Origin of the sequence: Rhodobacter sp. NTK016B, assembly GCF_017303295.1 — a bacterium.
Classification (GTDB): Bacteria; Pseudomonadota; Alphaproteobacteria; order Rhodobacterales; family Rhodobacteraceae; genus Pararhodobacter.
The window spans coordinates 160,465-177,164 of sequence record NZ_JAFKOK010000007.1 but is presented as its reverse complement, the minus strand read 5'-3'; the positions used below and the strand labels follow the sequence as shown (position 1 = coordinate 177,164).

At 62.9% G+C, this 16,700-nt stretch carries 15 protein-coding genes; 8 read left to right on the top strand and 7 right to left on the bottom strand.

The window, feature by feature from the left end:
* Window positions 1–2 precede the first annotated feature (2 nt).
* The 5 genes from JI664_RS11025 to JI664_RS11005 all read right to left on the bottom strand — a co-directional run bounded on the left by JI664_RS11025 (window position 3) and on the right by JI664_RS11005 (window position 7,381).
* On the bottom strand, window positions 3–251 hold the full coding sequence (locus JI664_RS11025; RefSeq protein WP_207013806.1) for a FitA-like ribbon-helix-helix domain-containing protein: 249 nt from the start codon (window positions 249–251) through the stop codon (window positions 3–5).
* Between the two features lie 42 nt (window positions 252–293).
* Window positions 294–575, bottom strand: a complete 282-nt coding sequence (locus JI664_RS11020) for a WGR domain-containing protein (protein ID WP_207013805.1) — start codon at window positions 573–575, stop codon at window positions 294–296.
* An 85-nt stretch (window positions 576–660) separates the two neighbouring features.
* The gene (locus tag JI664_RS11015; RefSeq protein WP_207013804.1) at window positions 661–1,593 is read right to left on the bottom strand and encodes a DUF2493 domain-containing protein; all 933 of its coding nucleotides are present in this window, start codon (window positions 1,591–1,593) and stop codon (window positions 661–663) included.
* Between the two features lie 370 nt (window positions 1,594–1,963).
* Window positions 1,964–2,995 (bottom strand): DUF7146 domain-containing protein, encoded by a 1,032-nt coding sequence (locus JI664_RS11010; RefSeq protein WP_207013803.1) that lies wholly within the window; start codon window positions 2,993–2,995, stop codon window positions 1,964–1,966.
* Window positions 2,996–2,998: 3 nt separating this feature from the next.
* Window positions 2,999–7,381, bottom strand: a complete 4,383-nt coding sequence (locus JI664_RS11005; protein ID WP_207013802.1) for a strawberry notch family protein — start codon at window positions 7,379–7,381, stop codon at window positions 2,999–3,001.
* A 176-nt stretch (window positions 7,382–7,557) separates the two neighbouring features.
* On the opposite strand from JI664_RS11005, the gene JI664_RS11000 reads away from it, so the two are divergent.
* Window positions 7,558–7,851 carry a hypothetical protein gene (locus JI664_RS11000; protein ID WP_207013801.1) on the top strand — a complete coding sequence of 98 codons (294 nt, stop codon included), beginning with the start codon at window positions 7,558–7,560 and terminating at the stop codon, window positions 7,849–7,851.
* Window positions 7,852–8,055: 204 nt separating this feature from the next.
* Here JI664_RS11000 and JI664_RS10995 read toward each other — a convergent pair whose 3' ends face one another.
* Together JI664_RS10995 and JI664_RS10990 are read right to left on the bottom strand one after the other, a co-directional pair.
* On the bottom strand, window positions 8,056–9,459 hold the full coding sequence (locus JI664_RS10995; protein ID WP_207013800.1) for an ATP-binding protein: 1,404 nt from the start codon (window positions 9,457–9,459) through the stop codon (window positions 8,056–8,058).
* A complete protein-coding gene (locus JI664_RS10990; RefSeq protein ID WP_207013799.1) occupies window positions 9,456–10,181 on the bottom strand; it encodes a response regulator in 726 nt (241 codons plus the stop codon). Before JI664_RS10990 ends, JI664_RS10995 begins: the two co-directional genes overlap by 4 nt.
* Before the next feature lie 180 nt (window positions 10,182–10,361).
* Here JI664_RS10990 and JI664_RS10985 point away from each other — a divergent pair, with 180 nt between their 5' ends.
* The 7 genes from JI664_RS10985 (at window position 10,362) to JI664_RS10955 (ending at window position 16,684) form a co-directional block, all read left to right on the top strand.
* Window positions 10,362–10,853: a calcium-binding protein gene (locus JI664_RS10985; protein ID WP_207013798.1), complete on the top strand. Its 492-nt coding sequence runs from the start codon at window positions 10,362–10,364 to the stop codon at window positions 10,851–10,853.
* A gap of 290 nt (window positions 10,854–11,143) precedes the next feature.
* Window positions 11,144–11,629 (top strand): DUF305 domain-containing protein, encoded by a 486-nt coding sequence (locus JI664_RS10980; protein WP_207013795.1) that lies wholly within the window; start codon window positions 11,144–11,146, stop codon window positions 11,627–11,629.
* A 66-nt stretch (window positions 11,630–11,695) separates the two neighbouring features.
* Window positions 11,696–12,082, top strand: coding sequence for a DUF302 domain-containing protein (locus tag JI664_RS10975; RefSeq protein WP_207013794.1), 387 nt, complete (start codon window positions 11,696–11,698; stop codon window positions 12,080–12,082).
* 1 nt (window position 12,083) lies between these two features.
* Window positions 12,084–12,755, top strand: coding sequence for a TVP38/TMEM64 family protein (locus JI664_RS10970; protein WP_207013793.1), 672 nt, complete (start codon window positions 12,084–12,086; stop codon window positions 12,753–12,755).
* Window positions 12,755–14,068 (top strand): APC family permease, encoded by a 1,314-nt coding sequence (locus JI664_RS10965; protein WP_207013792.1) that lies wholly within the window; start codon window positions 12,755–12,757, stop codon window positions 14,066–14,068. Before JI664_RS10970 ends, JI664_RS10965 begins: the two co-directional genes overlap by 1 nt.
* Window positions 14,069–14,129: 61 nt before the next feature.
* Window positions 14,130–16,463 carry a heavy metal translocating P-type ATPase gene (locus JI664_RS10960; RefSeq protein ID WP_207013791.1) on the top strand — a complete coding sequence of 778 codons (2,334 nt, stop codon included), beginning with the start codon at window positions 14,130–14,132 and terminating at the stop codon, window positions 16,461–16,463.
* A 23-nt stretch (window positions 16,464–16,486) separates the two neighbouring features.
* Window positions 16,487–16,684 carry a heavy-metal-associated domain-containing protein gene (locus JI664_RS10955; RefSeq protein ID WP_207013790.1) on the top strand — a complete coding sequence of 66 codons (198 nt, stop codon included), beginning with the start codon at window positions 16,487–16,489 and terminating at the stop codon, window positions 16,682–16,684.
* The last annotated feature ends 16 nt before the right edge of the window (window positions 16,685–16,700 follow it).

Sequence of the window (16,700 nt, the reverse complement as noted above, 5' to 3'; positions counted from 1 at the left end):
CGTCAGGCCCGGTCGAATGCGGGCGGCTCACGCATGGCTTCACGCTGCGGAAGGTCGAGATCAACGCCGCCCAGAGGCGCGACACGTGCACGGATGGCGGCAGCAAGATCGTGTGTGGGCTTTGCTTCGCCAACGACGTGACGCAGGATCTCGCGCGCCTCCTCCTCCATCGAACGGCCGTGCTCAGCCGCGCGGATGCGAAGGCGGCGCTTCACGTCATCGTCAAGGTTACGGATGGTGATACTTGCCATGATGTCCTCCTTAGGGGAGTGTAATCATCGCAATCAATGCGATCAAGACTTATTGCTGGAGTGAAGGGCCTCATAGCCCCGCCGCTTCTTCGCCGCGGCGAGCTTCATCAACGCGGTGATGGCCTTGCCTTCATCGGGGTGGCTCTCGACCATCATCTGGCCTCGGAAGCCGATCCGGCCCCATTCGCGCACAAGGCTGGCACGGCCGAACAGATCGCGCTGCACGCTCATCCGATAGAAGCGACGCATGTTGCGCGCCAGATCAATCCGGCGCATCTGCACGTCGGTCGGGAAGACATCGAGCTGGATCGGACTGTGGTACATGTAGTGATCAATTGAGGTTTCCTACACAATATCAGGTGGAAGTGTGCGCTTCCACCTCGATTTCCCCACGAGGGGAAAAGGGGGCTCACGCCCCCTTCTCGAACTTCATGACCGGAATGCCGAGCTTTTTGGCCTTGTCGGCAAGGTTCTCCTGGATACCCGTGCCTGGGAACACCAGAACACCCACGGGTAGCACGTCCAGCATCGCGTCGTTGCGCTTGAACGGCGCGGCCTTGGCGTGTTTCGTCCAGTCGGGCTTGAAGGCCACCTGCGTCACGCCCCGGGCCTCAGCCCATTTGGCGGCGATGAGTTCAGCGCCCTTGGGACTTCCGCCGTGCAAGAGCACCATATCGGGATACTTGGTCCGGACCTGATCGAGCTTGCCCCAGATCAGGCGGTGATCGTTGAAGTCGGTCCCGCCGGTGAGGGCAACCTTGGGGCCTGCGGGGAGCATCACCTCGGCCTCCGCGCAGCGCTTGGCGGCGAGGAAATCGCGGCTGTCGATCAGTGCTGCGGTCATGTGCTGGCGGTTCACCATCGAGCCGGTGCGGGGGCGCCAGGTCGAGCCCGTGTGATGGACGAACTCGGTGGCGGCGTGATCGCGCATCATGTCCATGCAGTTGCGCCGTTCGATCAGCGTCAGACCTTCGGCCGTCAGGCGCTCAAGCTCGACGGATTTCACCTCGGAGCCGTCCTGCTCGCGCTGGAGGCGGCGCTGCGCCTGCTCGTTCTCGTCGAGCGACCGCTCGATCCGGGCAGTGGCGCGGTGGAAGAGGTTGACCTGGCCCCAGAGCACCTCTTCGAGGTCGGGTTCCATGCGGGTGTCTTCGAGGGTCGCAACGAGGGCATCGAAGATGTCGGCGACGGCGATCGCAAGGCGCTGCCCATCGGGCATCGGGCGCGGATCGGGCTCGTCGAAGGGGCGGTATCCGTAGAGCTGCAGCTCGTCGAGCGCATGGGCGGTCTGGGATGCGGTGTGGGCGGGTTCATACGCGTCGTCGTGGGTGTGGATCGTCATCGGTTCTTGCCTCCGGGCCTGTCTGGTCCGCGCGACAACCCGCGCGGCCTTCATGGGCAGCTCTGAGCCGTCATGGCGGACGCCCCTTCACCCCCTCTTCGGGGCCGAAACGCATGTGGAGGAGGGCGGCAGGCAGGCTATTTGTTTCGCGATGCAAAGCGGGGGCTCGTCCCCCGCGGCGGAAATAGCTTGCCTGCCGCCCTTGAGGGGGCGGACCCTTTGACGGCAGCACGCCCATCTCTTGAAGGCCGCGCGGGTGTCGGGTGGATGAGATTTACCCGGGAAGAGGCAAAGCGACGATCCACAGCCATGACAGGGATCCGTGACCCCTGCCCCGCACTTCCCCAGGCAGCCCCCTGCGCGATGCAGCTCACGCCAACAGGCGATGCTGATCCTCGGGCCCGATCTGACCTGCCAGATGTTGGCGCAGCGCCTCCTTGCCGTTCGCCCGGAGATCATCGTTGAAATCCCCGAGTTGTGGCTCGAGCACATGGCACCCAATCCCGACCTCTGTGGCTCTGGCGCTCAACCTCTCTGCCGCGCCGCGACCCGCCGGATCGCGGTCGATCGCGATGTAGAGGCGCTGCAATCCCTCTGGCAGCAGGACGGCCCCGAGGTGACCCGACGAGAGCGCCGCCCAGACGGGAAGGCCGGGGGCCGCCTCGGACAGGGACAGCATGGTCTCGATGCCTTCGCCGACCACGAGGATGTCGTCAGACGGGGTCAGCCTGACGGCATTGCCAAGGAGGTGACCCATGGCACGCCGCTGCGCTTTGAGCGCCGCCTTTCCCAGACCGTCAGGCGCCAACCAAGTGCGATGCACACCCTGCAAGGCCCCTGCCCCATCGGTGACCGCAGCGATCAGCGCCGGTCTGGGGATGCTCCGGGTCTGGCCCTCATCCCGATGCCAGCACTTCGGGTGGAAGCGCAGCGCACTCGTCATGCCGCCTTGGGTCAGGCCCCGGGCGCGGAGGTAGGTGTCGGCAAGCGTGCCTGCGACTGGCATAGAGGCTGCAAACAAACGCGCCGCCGCCGCTGGTGTGCCGCCGGGGGCCTGGGCCTTCTTCGGCACTGGCCTATCCGGGAGGACCGGCTGGGGACGGCCAAGATGCGCCCGGGCCTCGGCCAGAAGATCGGGAAAGCGCGAGATCCCGGTTCGCTCGCGGATGATGTCCAGGAGATCGCCATGCAGTCCGACCGCCGCATCCTGCCACTTTCCGCGCGCACCCGGCCCTGACGCAGGCCCGGTCAGCCGCACGAAGAGCGACCGGCCGGGGTTGTTCTGCAGATCGCCGACGATCCAGTAGGACCCTTCCCGCCGTCCGGCGGGAAGGTAGGCGCGACACACGATCTCTGCGTTCTCCGCCAGAGCGCGGATCACATCTTCAGTCTCGGAATACATGGCTCAGCACCCTCCGCGCGCATGTAGTCCTGTCACGGGACAACGTGCAAGCAGACGATCAAGCACTGCGATGCCGCTGGAGTCTGCTGGGCAGAAGAGCCGCAGCTTCCAGGCGATGATCTCCGAAAAGAACCCATCTGCCTTCAGCCGGTCCTTGGCGGCACCCAAAAAGCCCGACAGCTCGATCCGGTTCACCCCCATGACGCGGGACCGGTGCAACTCCATCCCCTCGGCCAGCCGCACCACGGTCTTGCCCTCCAGAACGAGGGCATGGACCTGCGCCGCCGTCAGCTTTGGCGCGTCGGCCGCCAGCGTCGTCGCGACCCAGGCGGGCGATACGCGGCGGCCGATGATGCGCTGGCCGTCATCGGTTTGCAGCCGGTAGACGCGGGTTTCATCCTGCGGCAGTTGCTTCCAGATCGGCAGCAGCAGCCCCGCCACGATGTGGAGCGTGGTTTCCGTGAACTCCGGCACCTCGGCCAGTTCGGCAGTCCAGGCTGCGGTTAAGGCCGCGCGATCCGCCTCGAGCCAATGCGTGTCATCCATAATCTTGGCGGGGACCGTGCTTGCCTCGGTGGGGCGGATCAGCCGCAGGCGCGGCTCGATCGTGCCGTCGTCCAGCATCAGGCTGGTGGCGGGCACCTGCACTGCCGCACGCCCAGAGCGGCTGTTGACCAGCAGGCGCGCTTTGGGGTCTTCGAGCCAATCCAGCGCATCCGCCAGTGACAACGGCGTGTTGCGCTGCTTTTGCGCGATGCTCAGCAACTGGGTTTCCGCGCCAGAGCCTGGATGGGTGTAGATCACCCGTGCGTCCGTCACGCGAAAGCTCTCGGCACGCAGGGTCTCAAGCCCAAGATCGTAGACCCCGGCTGCGATGGCGCCCTCGATCCGCTGCGCCAGAAGCTCCTCGAAAGCGGTGAACAGAATGCCCTGCATATGTATCGTCAGCGCCAGCAGACGGTTGAGGAAGGTCGTGATCGGCGGCAGGTCGTCTTTAAGCCCGTTGTCATCGGTCAGGCTGAGGCCGGTGGCATCCTCGAAGGCCCCGAGTGAGCAGCCCGCCACATCGCCGCGATAAATGCGGCGGTAAAGCTGGCGCAGCGCGTCGCGGGCAAAGGGCGACTCGAGGTTGTCCTCGGGCCGGAACAGCCCCTGCCCACCGGTCTGGCGCTGGCCGCGTGTGATGGCACCGAGCGTGTCGAGGCGGCGCGCGATGGTTGAGAGGAACCGCTTTTCTGCTTTCACATCGGTGGCGACGGGGCGGAACAGCGGTGGTTGCGCCTGATTGGTACGGTTGGTGCGGCCCAAGCCCTGGATGGCGGCATCGGCCTTCCAACCCGGCTCCAAGAGATAATGCACCCGCAGGCGCTGGTTCTTTGCTCCGAGATCGGCGTGATAGCTGCGCCCCGTGCCACCCGCGTCCGAGAAGATCAGGATGCGCTTCTGGTCATCCATGAAGGCGGCGGTTTCCGCGAGATTGGCAGATCCCGCCCGGGATTCGACCACGAGGCGCGCGGCATGGCCCTCGCCCTTACGCACGATCCGGCGCGAGCGGCCCGTCACTTCCGCCACCAGATCGGTGCCGAAGCGCTGCACGATCTGATCCAGCGCCCCAGGCACCGGCGGCAGCGAGGCCAGATGCTCGATCAGCGCGTCGCGCCTGCGCGCGGCCTCGCGGCATTCCACCGGCTGGCCGTCGCGCGTGACAGGCCGCGAGGACAGGTTGCCCTCGCTATCGGTGAAGGGCTCGTAGAGCTGCACCGGGAAGGAGTGGGCGAGGTAATCCATTACGTACTCGCGCGGGGTGATGTCGACGCGAATGTCGTTCCACTCCTCGGTCGGGACCTCCGACAGGCGGCGTTCCATCAGCGCCTCGCCGGTGGAGACGATCTGGATGACGGAGGAATGATCCGCTGCCAGATCGGCCTCGATGGCGGCGATCAGCGTCGGGGTTTTCATGGAGGTGAGCAGATGGCCGAAGAAGCGCTGCTTGGCGGATTCAAACGCCGAGCGCGCGGCAGACTTGGCCTGGCGGTTCAGCGTGCCGCCGGATTCACCAGTGATGTTCGCGGCCTCCATCGCCGCGGCCAGGTTGTTGTGGATGATGGCGAAGGCCCCGGCATAGGCATCGTAGATGCCGCGCTGCTCAGGCGTCAGCGCATGAACCAGCATCTCGTATTCGACGCCGTCATAAGAGAGCGACCGGGCGGTATAGAGACCAAGCGAGCGCAGGTCGCGCGCCAGCACCTCCATGGCCGCCACGCCACCGGCCTCGATCGCCTCAACGAACTCCGCACGGGTGGCAAATGGGAAGTCCTCCCCGCCCCAAAGACCGAGGCGCTGCGCATAGGCGAGGTTATGCACAGAGGTCGCGCCCGTGGCCGAGACATAGACCACGCGGGCATTGGGCAGTTTGTGCTGCAGGCGCAGACCCGCCCTGCCCTGCTGCGAGGCAGTGACATCGCCACGCTCGCCTTTCGATCCGGCGGCGTTGGCCATGGCATGGCTTTCGTCAAACAAAATCACCCCGTCGAAATCTGCCCCCAGCCAGTCAACGATCTGGTCGACGCGGGATTTCTTGGCGCCACGCTCTTCGGAGCGCAGCGTCGCATAGGTGGTGAACAGGATGCCCTCGGTCAGCGGGATATCTTTGCCTTGCGCAAAGCGCGACAGCGGTGTCACCAGCAAGCGCTCCTGCCCAAGTGCGGACCAGTCGCGCTGCGCATCCTCCAGCAGCTTGTCGCTCTTCGAGATCCAGAGCGCCTTGCGCCGTCCTTGCGCCCAATTGTCGAGCACGATCCCGGCTGACTGGCGGCCCTTGCCCGCACCAGTGCCATCACCGAGGAAGAAGCCGCGCCGGAAACGGATGGCGTCGGGATCATCGTCCTTGGCGGCAGAGACCATATCGCCGGTCTCATCGACGCACCACGACCCGGCGAGATGCGTGCCATGCGCCTCGCCGGCGTAGATCACCGTCTCAAGCTGCGCGTCTGACAGGAGGCCATCACGCAGGACTGCGGCGGGCAGTTTGGGGAGGTATGTGGGTTTCGGCGGCACGACCGACGCCATTGCTGCCGACTGGACGAGCTTGGTTGGGTGCGGTTCCGCCCCAGGAATGTCGATCGCCTGCAGGCGGAAGGTCTCATAAATTGCATCCGATAGGCGCACGCTGGCACTGTCCTCGGTCGCGTCGCGCAGGGTATAGGCGAGGTCTGCGGCCTCGATCTGCACCGCGGTGTTGGTGGGGGCTGTTGCAGGCGTGGCGCGCGACGAGCTGATGCCTGTGCGCGTGGTGCGGGCAGGATTTCCCGGAAAGGGGGAAGAAGGGCCCTGCCCGGCTGGTGCGACCTGCGCCAGTTCGAGGCGCGGGGGGACATGGGTAGTGATCAGCGACAGCAGGTTGGCGACATCAGGCGAAATCGGGCGCGCCAGATCGGCTGTGATGCCGCCCGCCTCGCCACCGAGGCATTTGTCGAAGACCGAAATCCGCGTCTCGAAGCTGGTGCCGTGCTTGGCGAAGGCAGCACCGGCCAACGCGCCGGTAAAGACCAGATGCGCGGACTCGGTCAGGCTTGCAAAGGTCTCTACCCAGGCTGGCACATCGGGCGCGAAACTTGCGCCAGTGATGGCCACGAGTCGCCCACCTGGGGCAAGCCGCGCCAAAGCTGAACGGATGTGCCGGGCCGTCGCCGTTGTCGTGCGGCCATTGACATTGGCCAGAGCGGAAAACGGCGGATTCATCAGGATCACACTCGGGCGGAGGTGCGCGTTGAGGTAATCGTCGATCTGAGCGGCGTCAAAGCAGGTGACATGGGATTCCGGAAACAGAAGGCGCAGCAGATCGGCGCGGGTCTCGGCAAGTTCGTTGAGCGCGAGGCTGCCGCCTGCGATCATGGCCAAGATGGCCAGAAGTCCAGTCCCGGCTGAAGGCTCCAAGACCAGATCGCGCGCGGATATCTGCGCGGCCGTAAGTGCCGCGAACCCCATTGGCAGCGGGGTGCTGAATTGCTGGAAGCGCTCCATCTCTTCCGACCGCCGGGTATGGGTTGGCAGCAGGTTTGATACCTTGGCAAGGATCGGCAGCAAGGCTGTAGGCGATCCAGCCCGGGCCAACAGCGCGCGACCGAATTTCCGCAAGAAGAGGACCAGCGCCACCTCGCAAGCCTCATAGGCCAGCTTCCAGTCCCAGGCGCCTGTCGCATCTGAGCCGCCAAAGGCGTGCTCCATCTCAAGGCGCAGGCGCAGCCCATCGATTTGGAAGCCCTGTGCCAGGTCGGGTTGCAGCGATTCAGCAACGGCAATGATCGCTGCGGCAGTATCTGGGGAAGGGATTGAGGCGACGGGCGTAAGCGCGCGCGCAGGCGCAACGGGGGCGAGGTGGGTCATTTGGAAACTCCGGGATGAGGGACAGGATCAGGCCCGGACACCCTCTTTCGGGCACCCTTAAGCCTAACCTTCCCCGGCCCTCCTCTTTCTCTCAAACGCCTTGATCTCGACAGCCAGCTTGTTTTTGTTCCTGTTATGTTCTAAATCTAGAAACAAGCCAGAAAGGGAATTCCCAGATGGAAAACACCATTTATGCCCTGCCCGCGACGCCAAAGCAGATCGCCTATGCGCGATCACTGGCACTGCGCAATCAGACCCTACTGCCGTGGGATGTTCAGCAGGATCGCCGATCCCTCAGCGCCTGGATCGAGGCGCAGGCCAAGCTGAACCCTGTCGCGCAGGACGACCGCCCAACCTCGAAGCAAGTCGCCTTCGCCGAGCGTCTCGCGCGCATCAAACGGCGCGCCGTGCCGGATGAGTGCTTTCGCGACAAGGGGCTCATGTCGAAGTGGATCGACGGGAACAGGTGAACGGAGCCACCTGGTATCAAGGCACCCGCATTTCGTTGCAGTCTCCGCGCGATTGCAACGTAACAGTAACCCGCGCATCGGTTCGGTTGCGTCAACCGACCGGTTAACGGCACATCCGAAAAAGTCCTGCTTCGATGAATTGCTGTGCCTCCGTATGACCTGGGCACATGGTTCGAGCCAGATTCGGAGTGCAGTCCGGTTTGATCACGCCTCTCCGAGCGGCAGGTGCACGACTGCCTGCAGTCCGTGGTCTGGCAAGTTGCGTAGCAAGACGGAACCACCATGTGCCTGAATGATGGTCCGGGCAATCGCGAGTCCCAGGCCGACGCCTCCTGTGTCGCGGCTTCGCGAACTTTCAAACCGCACGAAGGGTTCAAACACAGCCTCAAGCTGATCATCGGGTAATCCTGGACCCTTGTCAGCGATGGATATGATAACCGTCCCCGGTTCCTGCGTCAGGGTCACCTTGGCGACGCCACCGTAGCGGACCGCGTTATCGATCAGATTGCGCAGGGCGCGGTTAAGAGCGTGGGGACGGATGGTCGCGAACAGCGGATCGATGGGTGCGAGGGTTGCGCGGTCGCCCCCAACATCGTTCACCAGATCCGTCAGCATCGAGGTAAGGTCGACCGTGGCAGTGGGCTCTGCCTTGGCGACACCGCGCGCGAACTCCAGCGTGGCCTCGACCATCGCTTGCATTTCCTCGACCAATGCCTTCAGCCGGTTACTGTCTTCGGTTTCGTCCAGCATTTCGATCCTGAGCCGCATCGCGGTCAGGGGAGAACGCAGGTCATGGCTCAGGGCCGCAAGCATATGGGTACGCTCGCTCACGAAACGGGTCAGGCGGTCTTTCATCCGGTTGAAGGCCTGCGTGGTATCACGCACCTCGGCCGGGCCCGTTATCGGCAGCGGGTCCGTTTCAAGCCCTCGGCCCAGCCGGTCGGCGCCAACCGAAAGGACGCGCATCGGGCCAACCACCCGACGCGCAGTCCACCATGCAACCAAAGCGACGGCTACCGCCATCAGCAGCAGTGGCAACAAGGCTTGCGGTAAAAACTGCAGGCCAGGCCGATGAAACATCGTCCGCACGTTCAACCATTCGCCCCCCGCCAGACGGATCGACAGTGTCATCTCGACAGGGTCGGTTCGTCCCGCCATCATTGCTTCGTGCATCGGGCGCATTGCTTCAGGCATGCCGTCGGGCGTGGGAAATGGATCAACTGCAAGGGCATGGACATCGGCCCGGACCTCCCGCTCCGGTTCGCCGAGGATCTGCCGGATTTGGCGCAGAACGACATCCGCATCGCTGCTAGTGTGCGGCGCCTCCGGATCGGCCCCCAGTTCGAACCTGACCAGTGGTGAATCTGCGGCCCGCAAGATGGAAGGGCGCAGATCGGCGGGGGCATCGTCCAGCAACAATACCACATTCGCCGCACGTCCTGCCGCCTCCAACCCCAGCGCCGCGCGCACGGCCCGGTTGCGCTCGTCCGTTAGCAACAAAAGGCCCAGTCCCTGCGTGACGGCCAATGCCAGCAACAGCATGGCGAGCAACTGACCCCCCAGAGAATGCGGGAAGATCTGGCGTAGAAAGGAGAGCCGCTGTTTCATGGAAGCGCCCTCACATCGGCGGCCAGACTGTAGCCACCCCCCCATACAGTCGCGATCAATGCGGGCTTGGCGGGGTCGGCCTCGATCTTGCGACGCAGGCGACTGATCTGGTTGTCGATGGTTCGATCAAACACTTGCGACGCGCGACCCGAGGTCAGGTCGAGCAGTTGTTCCCGGCTTAGCACAAAGCGCGGGCGCTCCAGAAACACCGTGAGCAAGCGGAACTCGGCGGTGGTGAGCGCCACTTCGGTGCCATCGGCTTCCGAAAGGGTCCGGCGGTCGGTATCCAGCACCCACCGATCGAATGCCAGCCGGCGGCCGGCCAGACTGCCGCCCACGACTTCGGCCCGGTCGGACCGGCGCAGGATTGCCTTGATCCGGGCCAGCAACTCGCGCGGGTTGAACGGCTTTGGCAGATAGTCATCGGCGCCGACCTCCAGCCCAACGATGCGGTCAGTTTCATCACCCAAGGCGGTCAGCATCAGGATCGGGATTCCGCCCTGCGCGCGCAGGCGGCGACAGACCGACAGACCATCTTCGCCCGGCATCATCACATCGAGCACGATCAGGTCGAACTGTCCGACTTTCATCGCCGCGTCCATAGCCACGGCGTCTGCGGCCGAAGTCGCCCGCATGCCATTCTTTTCAAGATACCTCACCAGCGCATCGCGAATCTCGCGGTGGTCATCGACAATCAGAATGTTGGGCGGATGGGGCGTCATAATGTCTCCTGATGACATCCTTAGCCGAAGCTGCTGACAGCGCGCACAGAAGATTGTCGCAAATCCTCTCTGCGCTGCTGTTTGTGACAGTTTGATACAAAAGACCGTCCCGGCTGACAAACTTATGGGACACCTGCGCCCCAAATTGGGTTCATCACAATCCAATAGAGGAAAAACAGAATGAAACGTTCAACCAAATTCGCCTTCGCCGCTGTTGCTGCCCTCGGCCTTGGCGCCGTCGCGGTGCCGGTAATTGCCCAGCAGACCCAAATGCAGCACGGCGGAATGGGCATGATGGGCGGCCATGACAACTCGATGGGGCGCGCAATGGGCATGATGATGGCTGGGTCCGGGAGCTACGCGATGGCCACGTTTGACACCGACAGCGATGGCACGCTCAGCCCCGAAGAAATGACAGCGGGCATTCAGGCCGAACTCTCGACCTATGATACCGACGCCAACGGCACACTTTCGCTGGAGGAGTTTGCGGTGATGCACGCGGCTCATACCCGACCGATGACTGTGCGCGCCTTCCAGATGCATGATGCGGACGGCGACGCGCAGGTGACGGACGCTGAAATGGCGGCAATGGCTGCGATGATGCAAGACCACATGAGTGGACGGCAGGGCGATATGCCGGGCGCGGGACACGGCATGATGGGCAATGACTGACACACTATTTTCCCCGCCAGTCGCGCGACTCCGCGTGTGGCGGGGCAATCCGATTACGGATCAGGAGGGAACGATGATGAACGGATATGGTATGGGTTTGGGAATGGGCTTTGGCTGGCTCTGGATGATCGTCATCCTTGTGCTGGCCGGTCTCGCAATTGCGGCGTTGATCAAATACCTGCGCAAATAGTGGCCGCACTACCTTGCAAAGCCCCAGGCATTTTCGATTTGGGAACGTTGGGCGCCCGGATAAAGTTGAGATAAGTGCGACAATTAATCGGAGGTAAGAAATGAACTACGTACGTTTCTTTGCAATGATCGCGACTTCGACGGTCGTGATGTTTGGATTGATGTATCTCAACACCTACGCGCTCGACCACATCTTCTTCTCGCAAACGCGCATGTGGATGGCGATCTATATGGGTGCGGTGATGGCGATCATCATGCTCGCTTTCATGCTGGGTATGTATTCCAACAAGAGGGTCAATCTTGCGATTTTCGCAGGCGCCGCAGTAACCTTCGCCTTATCACTCTGGCTCGTTCGAAGCCAGGAGACGATCGACGACCTCGCTTGGATGCGGGCGATGATCCCGCACCATTCCATCGCCATCCTGACCAGCGAGCGGGCCGATATCTCGGACCCGAGGGTCCGGGCACTGGCAGATGCAATCATCGAAGCGCAGCTCAGCGAAATCGCTGAAATGAAGCGATATATCGCTGACATCGAGGCGAACGGCGAGGCACCTGCAGGCACACCCCGCGCCGAACTAGAATGACGCCGAAGCCGGATGGAAAGTAGATGTCGCGGCTGGAATCGCAGTCATGAATCGAAAGGAACGACAATGGACTACACGATCAACCGCGTGATAGCGGACGCTGAATTTGACGCCGTCGACGCTCGCACTCGCGCGGCATTGACCGACAAGGGATTCGGCGTCCTGACCGAGATCGACGTCAAGGCGACGATGAAAAAGAAGCTGGATGTCGAGATGCCTGCCTATCGCATCCTCGGTGCCTGCAATCCAAAAATGGCCCACGAGGCCATTGGAATTGAACCGCGTGTCGGCGCGATGCTGCCCTGCAACGTCATCCTGCGCGAGGTCGAGGGCGGTGTGGAGGTCAGCGCCATCGACCCGGTGGCGTCTATGCAAGCGATAGACAATACCGAACTGCATGCCGTTGCCGGTCAGGTGCGCGATCTCCTGAAGAAGGCGGTCGAGGCGATCTGAGATGCGCTTGCGCACCGGCATCCTGGCGACGATTGCATTCCTCGGGCTGGTCGCTCTCGGGGTGTGGTGGTTTGCGCCGTCGCTGCTGGTTGATGCCCAGCAGCTGCTGGACCGCAAAGCGCTTGAGACATTGGTGGCGCGCGCGGGCCTCTGGGGCCCTCTGTTGATCATCAGCCTCATGACCGTTGCGGTGGTCGCCAGTCCCATTCCGAGCGCACCGATAGCCCTGGCCGCAGGTGCTGCCTATGGGCATGTCTGGGGCACCGTGCAGGTGGTGATCGGAGCCGAACTGGGGGCGCTGATTGCCTTCGGTCTGGCACGGGTTTTGGGGCATGATGTCTTGCGGCGAGTGTTCGGTGATCGAGTTGATGCCGGACTGCTCGGATCGCAGAACGCGCTGACAGGAACCGTATTTGCCAGCCGCCTGATGCCCTTCGTGTCCTTCGACATCATCAGCTACGCAGCGGGGCTCAGCCGCCTGCACGCCTGGCGTTTCGCACTGGCGACGCTGGCGGGCATCATTCCGGCGAGTTTTGTCCTCGCGCATTTTGGCGGTGAAGCTGTCAGCGGTGATATTGGTCGGACCACATGGGCGGTGCTGGGGCTCGGCCTGATCACCGGATTGCCCCTTCTCTGGATCGCAACCAGGCAACACTCTGGAAAGGAAACCTGATGGCGGAAGGCTATAAAGAGAACAGCATCACCCTGCCAGGCGCGGTTGCCATGGGCACAGGTGTGATGATCGGTGCGGGCATCTTCGCGCTGACCGGACAGATTGCTGAGCTTGCGGGGCCATTTTTTCCTCTCTCGTTCGTCGCCGGTGCGATCGTGACCGCGTTCAGTGCCTACACTTACATCAAGATGTCGAACGCCTTTCCGTCGGCGGGCGGCATCGGGATGGTTCTGAAGAAAGCCTACGGCCCGACAACGGTCGCAGCGGGGGCAGCGCTCCTGATGGCACTGTCGATGGTCATCGCCGAAAGTCTCGTCGCACGGACCTTCGGCACCTACACGCTGCGCGCCTTTGGCGGCGACCCGGAAAGTGTCCTCGTCCCGATCATTGGCGTCGGGTTGATCATCGTTGCATATATTATCAATATATCAGGCAGCCGCTCGGTCGGACTTCTGTCCATCATCATGGCCGTTATCAAAGTCGGCGGCATTGCGCTGTTCGGAGTCGCAGGCCTCTGGGCGAGCGGCTTCAACTTCGAGGCGACCGGTGGGGATACGGGTGCTAGCGGCTTTGTGGCCTCTGTTGCCCTGTCGATCCTGGCGTTCAAGGGCTTCACTACCATCACCAACAGCGGGGCCGAGATCACCGAACCTCACCGCAACGTTGGCCGGGCCATCGTTCTATCCATCGCAATCTGCGTGATCGTCTATCTGCTTGTCGCCTTCGCAGTCGGCTCCAGCCTGACACTCGACCGCATCGTAGCGGCCAAGGACTATGCCTTGGCAGAGGCGGCTAGGCCAGCACTCGGGCAGACCGGCTTCTATCTGACGGCGGCGCTGGCGCTTGTCGCCACCGCCTCGGGCTTGATCGCGAGCGTCTTTGCCGTCACGCGGATGCTGGCCATGCTGACCGAGATGAAGATGATCCCGCACAGCCATTTCGGGATGCCCGGAACGATCAAGGATCACACTCTGGTATACACCGTCGTGATTGCAGGTGTCCTGACGGTTTTCTTCGACCTTAGCCGCATCGCCTCGCTTGGGGCTTTCTTCTTTCTCGTGATGGACATGATCATTCACGCGGGCGTTTACCGAAACCTATGCCACGAGATCGGGGCACGCGGCTGGGTCATGTTGACCGCGATCGCACTGGACGCCGTGGTCCTGACCGCCTTCGCGACGATGAAATGGCAATCCGACCCGCTGATCGTCATACTTGGCGTCATCGGCATGGCACTGGTGTTCGCGTTCGTGGGCGTCTTTCTCGCTCGCAATCCCGTAGGCGAGACCGATCACGATCAGCATAAAAAATAGCTTGATGTTCCAGTGACTGGATGCCTCACGCTGAATCAAATCAAAAGAAAGTCGGCACGATATGGACCACGATCATCAGCACGCAAAGTCAAACATTCCCGAAGGCGCTGAAACGGCAAAGGATCCTGTCTGCGGGATGACGGTCGCGGTCGGGTCCGATACGCGGCACGCAGAGTTCGAGGACAAGACCTTCCATTTCTGCTCTGAAAAATGCCAGACGAAGTTTGAAGGCGATCCGTGGTTCTACGCCTCGGGCCGCGCCGAAGGGCGCAAGAAGGCCGCACCCGCTAACGTGCAATACACCTGCCCGATGCATCCCGAGATCGTCCGCGACGCGCCGGGGCCTTGCCCGATCTGCGGCATGGCGCTGGAGCCGATGCTGCCGTCGGACGAGCCCAGCGAAGAACTAACCGACTTCACGCGCCGGATGTGGATCTCGGCGGCCGCAGCGGTCCCGCTCATCGTGCTGACGATGGGCGAGCTCGTTGGCCTGCCTGTGCGGGACTGGATCGGCCATCAGACCGCCAGCTATCTGGAGTTCGTGATCGCAACGCCCATCGTGCTTTGGGCGGCCTTGCCATTCTTCAAACGCGGCTGGGATTCGGTGATCAACCGCGCGCCCAATATGTGGACGCTGATCAGCCTCGGCGTGGCGGCGGCCTATCTTTACTCCATTGTGGCGACGTTCCTGCCGGGCGTCTTCCCTGAAGTCTACCGGATGGGCCAAGGTGTCGGCACATATTTCGAGGCGGCGGTCGTGATCATCGCGCTGGTGTTCGTAGGCCAGGTGCTGGAACTGCGAGCGCGGGAACGCACCGGTGACGCGATCCGCGCACTTCTCGACCTCGCCCCAAAGACCGCACGGCGTATTCTGCCAGACGGCACTGAATACGACGCACCATTGGAAAACATCATGGAGGCCGACCGACTTCGGGTGCGGCCGGGTGATGCGGTTCCGGTCGATGGCGTGGTGGTCGACGGGCGATCCTCATTGGACGAAAGCATGCTGACCGGCGAGTCAATGCCTGTTGAGAAAGGCCCGGGCGATGCGGTGACCGGTGCCACGATCAACAAGAACGGCTCTTTGGTGATCGAAGCGGGCAAGGTCGGCGCTGATACAGTGCTGGCGCAGATCGTGGCCATGGTATCGAACGCGCGCCGCTCGCGTGCGCCGATTCAAGGCATGGCCGACCGTGTCTCGGCGATCTTCGTGCCGACCGTGGTCGGGGTGGCGATCTTCGCTTTTGTGATGTGGATGATCTTCGGGCCAGCACCGGTGCTGGTCTTTGCCATCGCCTCTTCTGTCTCGGTTCTGATCATTGCCTGCCCCTGCGCACTTGGCCTCGCCACCCCGATCTCGATCACCACAGCGGCCGGGCGCGGAGCACAGGCGGGTGTGCTGATCAAGGATGCCGAGGCGCTGGAACGCATGGCAGGCGTCGATACGCTGATCGTCGACAAGACGGGCACCCTGACCATGGGAAAGCCAAAGCTGACCGATACCGTTACCCTTGGCGATGTCACTGAGACTGATATTCTTTCGCTGGCCGCTGCGCTTGAACGTGGCTCGGAACATCCTCTGGCCGAAGCCATTGTCGAAGGGGCCGAAGCGCAAGGCGCTGCACGGCAGGAGGCTGCGGATTTTGAAGCTATTACCGGCAAAGGCGTGCGCGGCAACGTCGGCGGGCACACCGTCGCCCTCGGCAATACCGCTATGATGCAAGAGATGGGCCTTGAGACGACGCAGGCCGAGGAAAAGGCTGATGCGCTGCGTGCAGAGGGCAAGACGGCGATGTTCGTCGCGGTTGATGGCGCCCTTGCGGGCATCGTGGCGGTAGCCGATCCAATCAAGGACTCAACCGCACAGGCGATCAAGGAACTACACTCCCAAGGGCTGCGTGTGATCATGGCGACCGGCGACAATGAGCGCACAGCGCAAGCGGTAGCAGCGACCTTGGGCATCGACGAGGTGCGCGCGGGCGTCCTGCCGGAAGACAAGAAAAAGCTGATCGACCAGTTGCGCAAGGATGGCCACAAGATCGCGATGGCTGGCGACGGGGTGAATGACGCCCCCGCCTTGGCAGCCGCGGACGTTGGCATCGCCATGGGCACGGGTGCCGATGTCGCGATGGAAAGCGCAGGCATCACCTTGCTCGGTGGAGACCTCATGGGCATCGTCCGGGCACGCAAACTGGCCCGCGCTACACTGCGCAACATCAAGCAGAACCTGTTCTTCGCCTTCGCCTACAACGCCGTCGGCGTGCCGATCGCGGCAGGGCTGCTATATCCCGTCACAGGCTTGTTGCTGTCGCCGATGATCGCGGCGGCGGCGATGAGCTTGTCTTCGGTCTCGGTTATTACGAATGCACTGCGGTTGCGGCGCGTTGATCTATAGACAAACCAAAGAAGGAGATAAGCATGATAACGTTCCACATTCCCGACATGAGCTGCGGCCATTGCAAGGCGACGGTCGAAAAAACGATCCACGCCCTCGACCCGGCGGCACGCATCGAGTTCGATATGGCGGCGCGACGCATATCGGTCGAGAGCAGCACTGACGCGGCGCGTGTCAAGACGTCGCTGGCAGAGGCCGGATATCCTGCGGCTTCGGTCTGAGCCGCCCCATGGTGCG

What these genes read in the sequence shown, in the direction of transcription:
- JI664_RS11025 (WP_207013806.1), bottom strand. Translation starts at nt 251, where the DNA reads ATGGCAAGTATCACCATCCGTAACCTTGACGATGACGTGAAGCGCCGC.
- JI664_RS11020 (WP_207013805.1), bottom strand. Translation starts at nt 575, where the DNA reads ATGTACCACAGTCCGATCCAGCTCGATGTCTTCCCGACCGACGTGCAG.
- JI664_RS11015 (WP_207013804.1), bottom strand. Translation starts at nt 1,593, where the DNA reads ATGACGATCCACACCCACGACGACGCGTATGAACCCGCCCACACCGCA.
- JI664_RS11010 (WP_207013803.1), bottom strand. Translation starts at nt 2,995, where the DNA reads ATGTATTCCGAGACTGAAGATGTGATCCGCGCTCTGGCGGAGAACGCA.
- JI664_RS11005 (WP_207013802.1), bottom strand. Translation starts at nt 7,381, where the DNA reads ATGACCCACCTCGCCCCCGTTGCGCCTGCGCGCGCGCTTACGCCCGTC.
- JI664_RS11000 (WP_207013801.1), top strand. Translation starts at nt 7,558, where the DNA reads ATGGAAAACACCATTTATGCCCTGCCCGCGACGCCAAAGCAGATCGCC.
- JI664_RS10995 (WP_207013800.1), bottom strand. Translation starts at nt 9,459, where the DNA reads ATGAAACAGCGGCTCTCCTTTCTACGCCAGATCTTCCCGCATTCTCTG.
- JI664_RS10990 (WP_207013799.1), bottom strand. Translation starts at nt 10,181, where the DNA reads ATGACGCCCCATCCGCCCAACATTCTGATTGTCGATGACCACCGCGAG.
- JI664_RS10985 (WP_207013798.1), top strand. Translation starts at nt 10,362, where the DNA reads ATGAAACGTTCAACCAAATTCGCCTTCGCCGCTGTTGCTGCCCTCGGC.
- JI664_RS10980 (WP_207013795.1), top strand. Translation starts at nt 11,144, where the DNA reads ATGAACTACGTACGTTTCTTTGCAATGATCGCGACTTCGACGGTCGTG.
- JI664_RS10975 (WP_207013794.1), top strand. Translation starts at nt 11,696, where the DNA reads ATGGACTACACGATCAACCGCGTGATAGCGGACGCTGAATTTGACGCC.
- JI664_RS10970 (WP_207013793.1), top strand. Translation starts at nt 12,084, where the DNA reads ATGCGCTTGCGCACCGGCATCCTGGCGACGATTGCATTCCTCGGGCTG.
- JI664_RS10965 (WP_207013792.1), top strand. Translation starts at nt 12,755, where the DNA reads ATGGCGGAAGGCTATAAAGAGAACAGCATCACCCTGCCAGGCGCGGTT.
- JI664_RS10960 (WP_207013791.1), top strand. Translation starts at nt 14,130, where the DNA reads ATGGACCACGATCATCAGCACGCAAAGTCAAACATTCCCGAAGGCGCT.
- JI664_RS10955 (WP_207013790.1), top strand. Translation starts at nt 16,487, where the DNA reads ATGATAACGTTCCACATTCCCGACATGAGCTGCGGCCATTGCAAGGCG.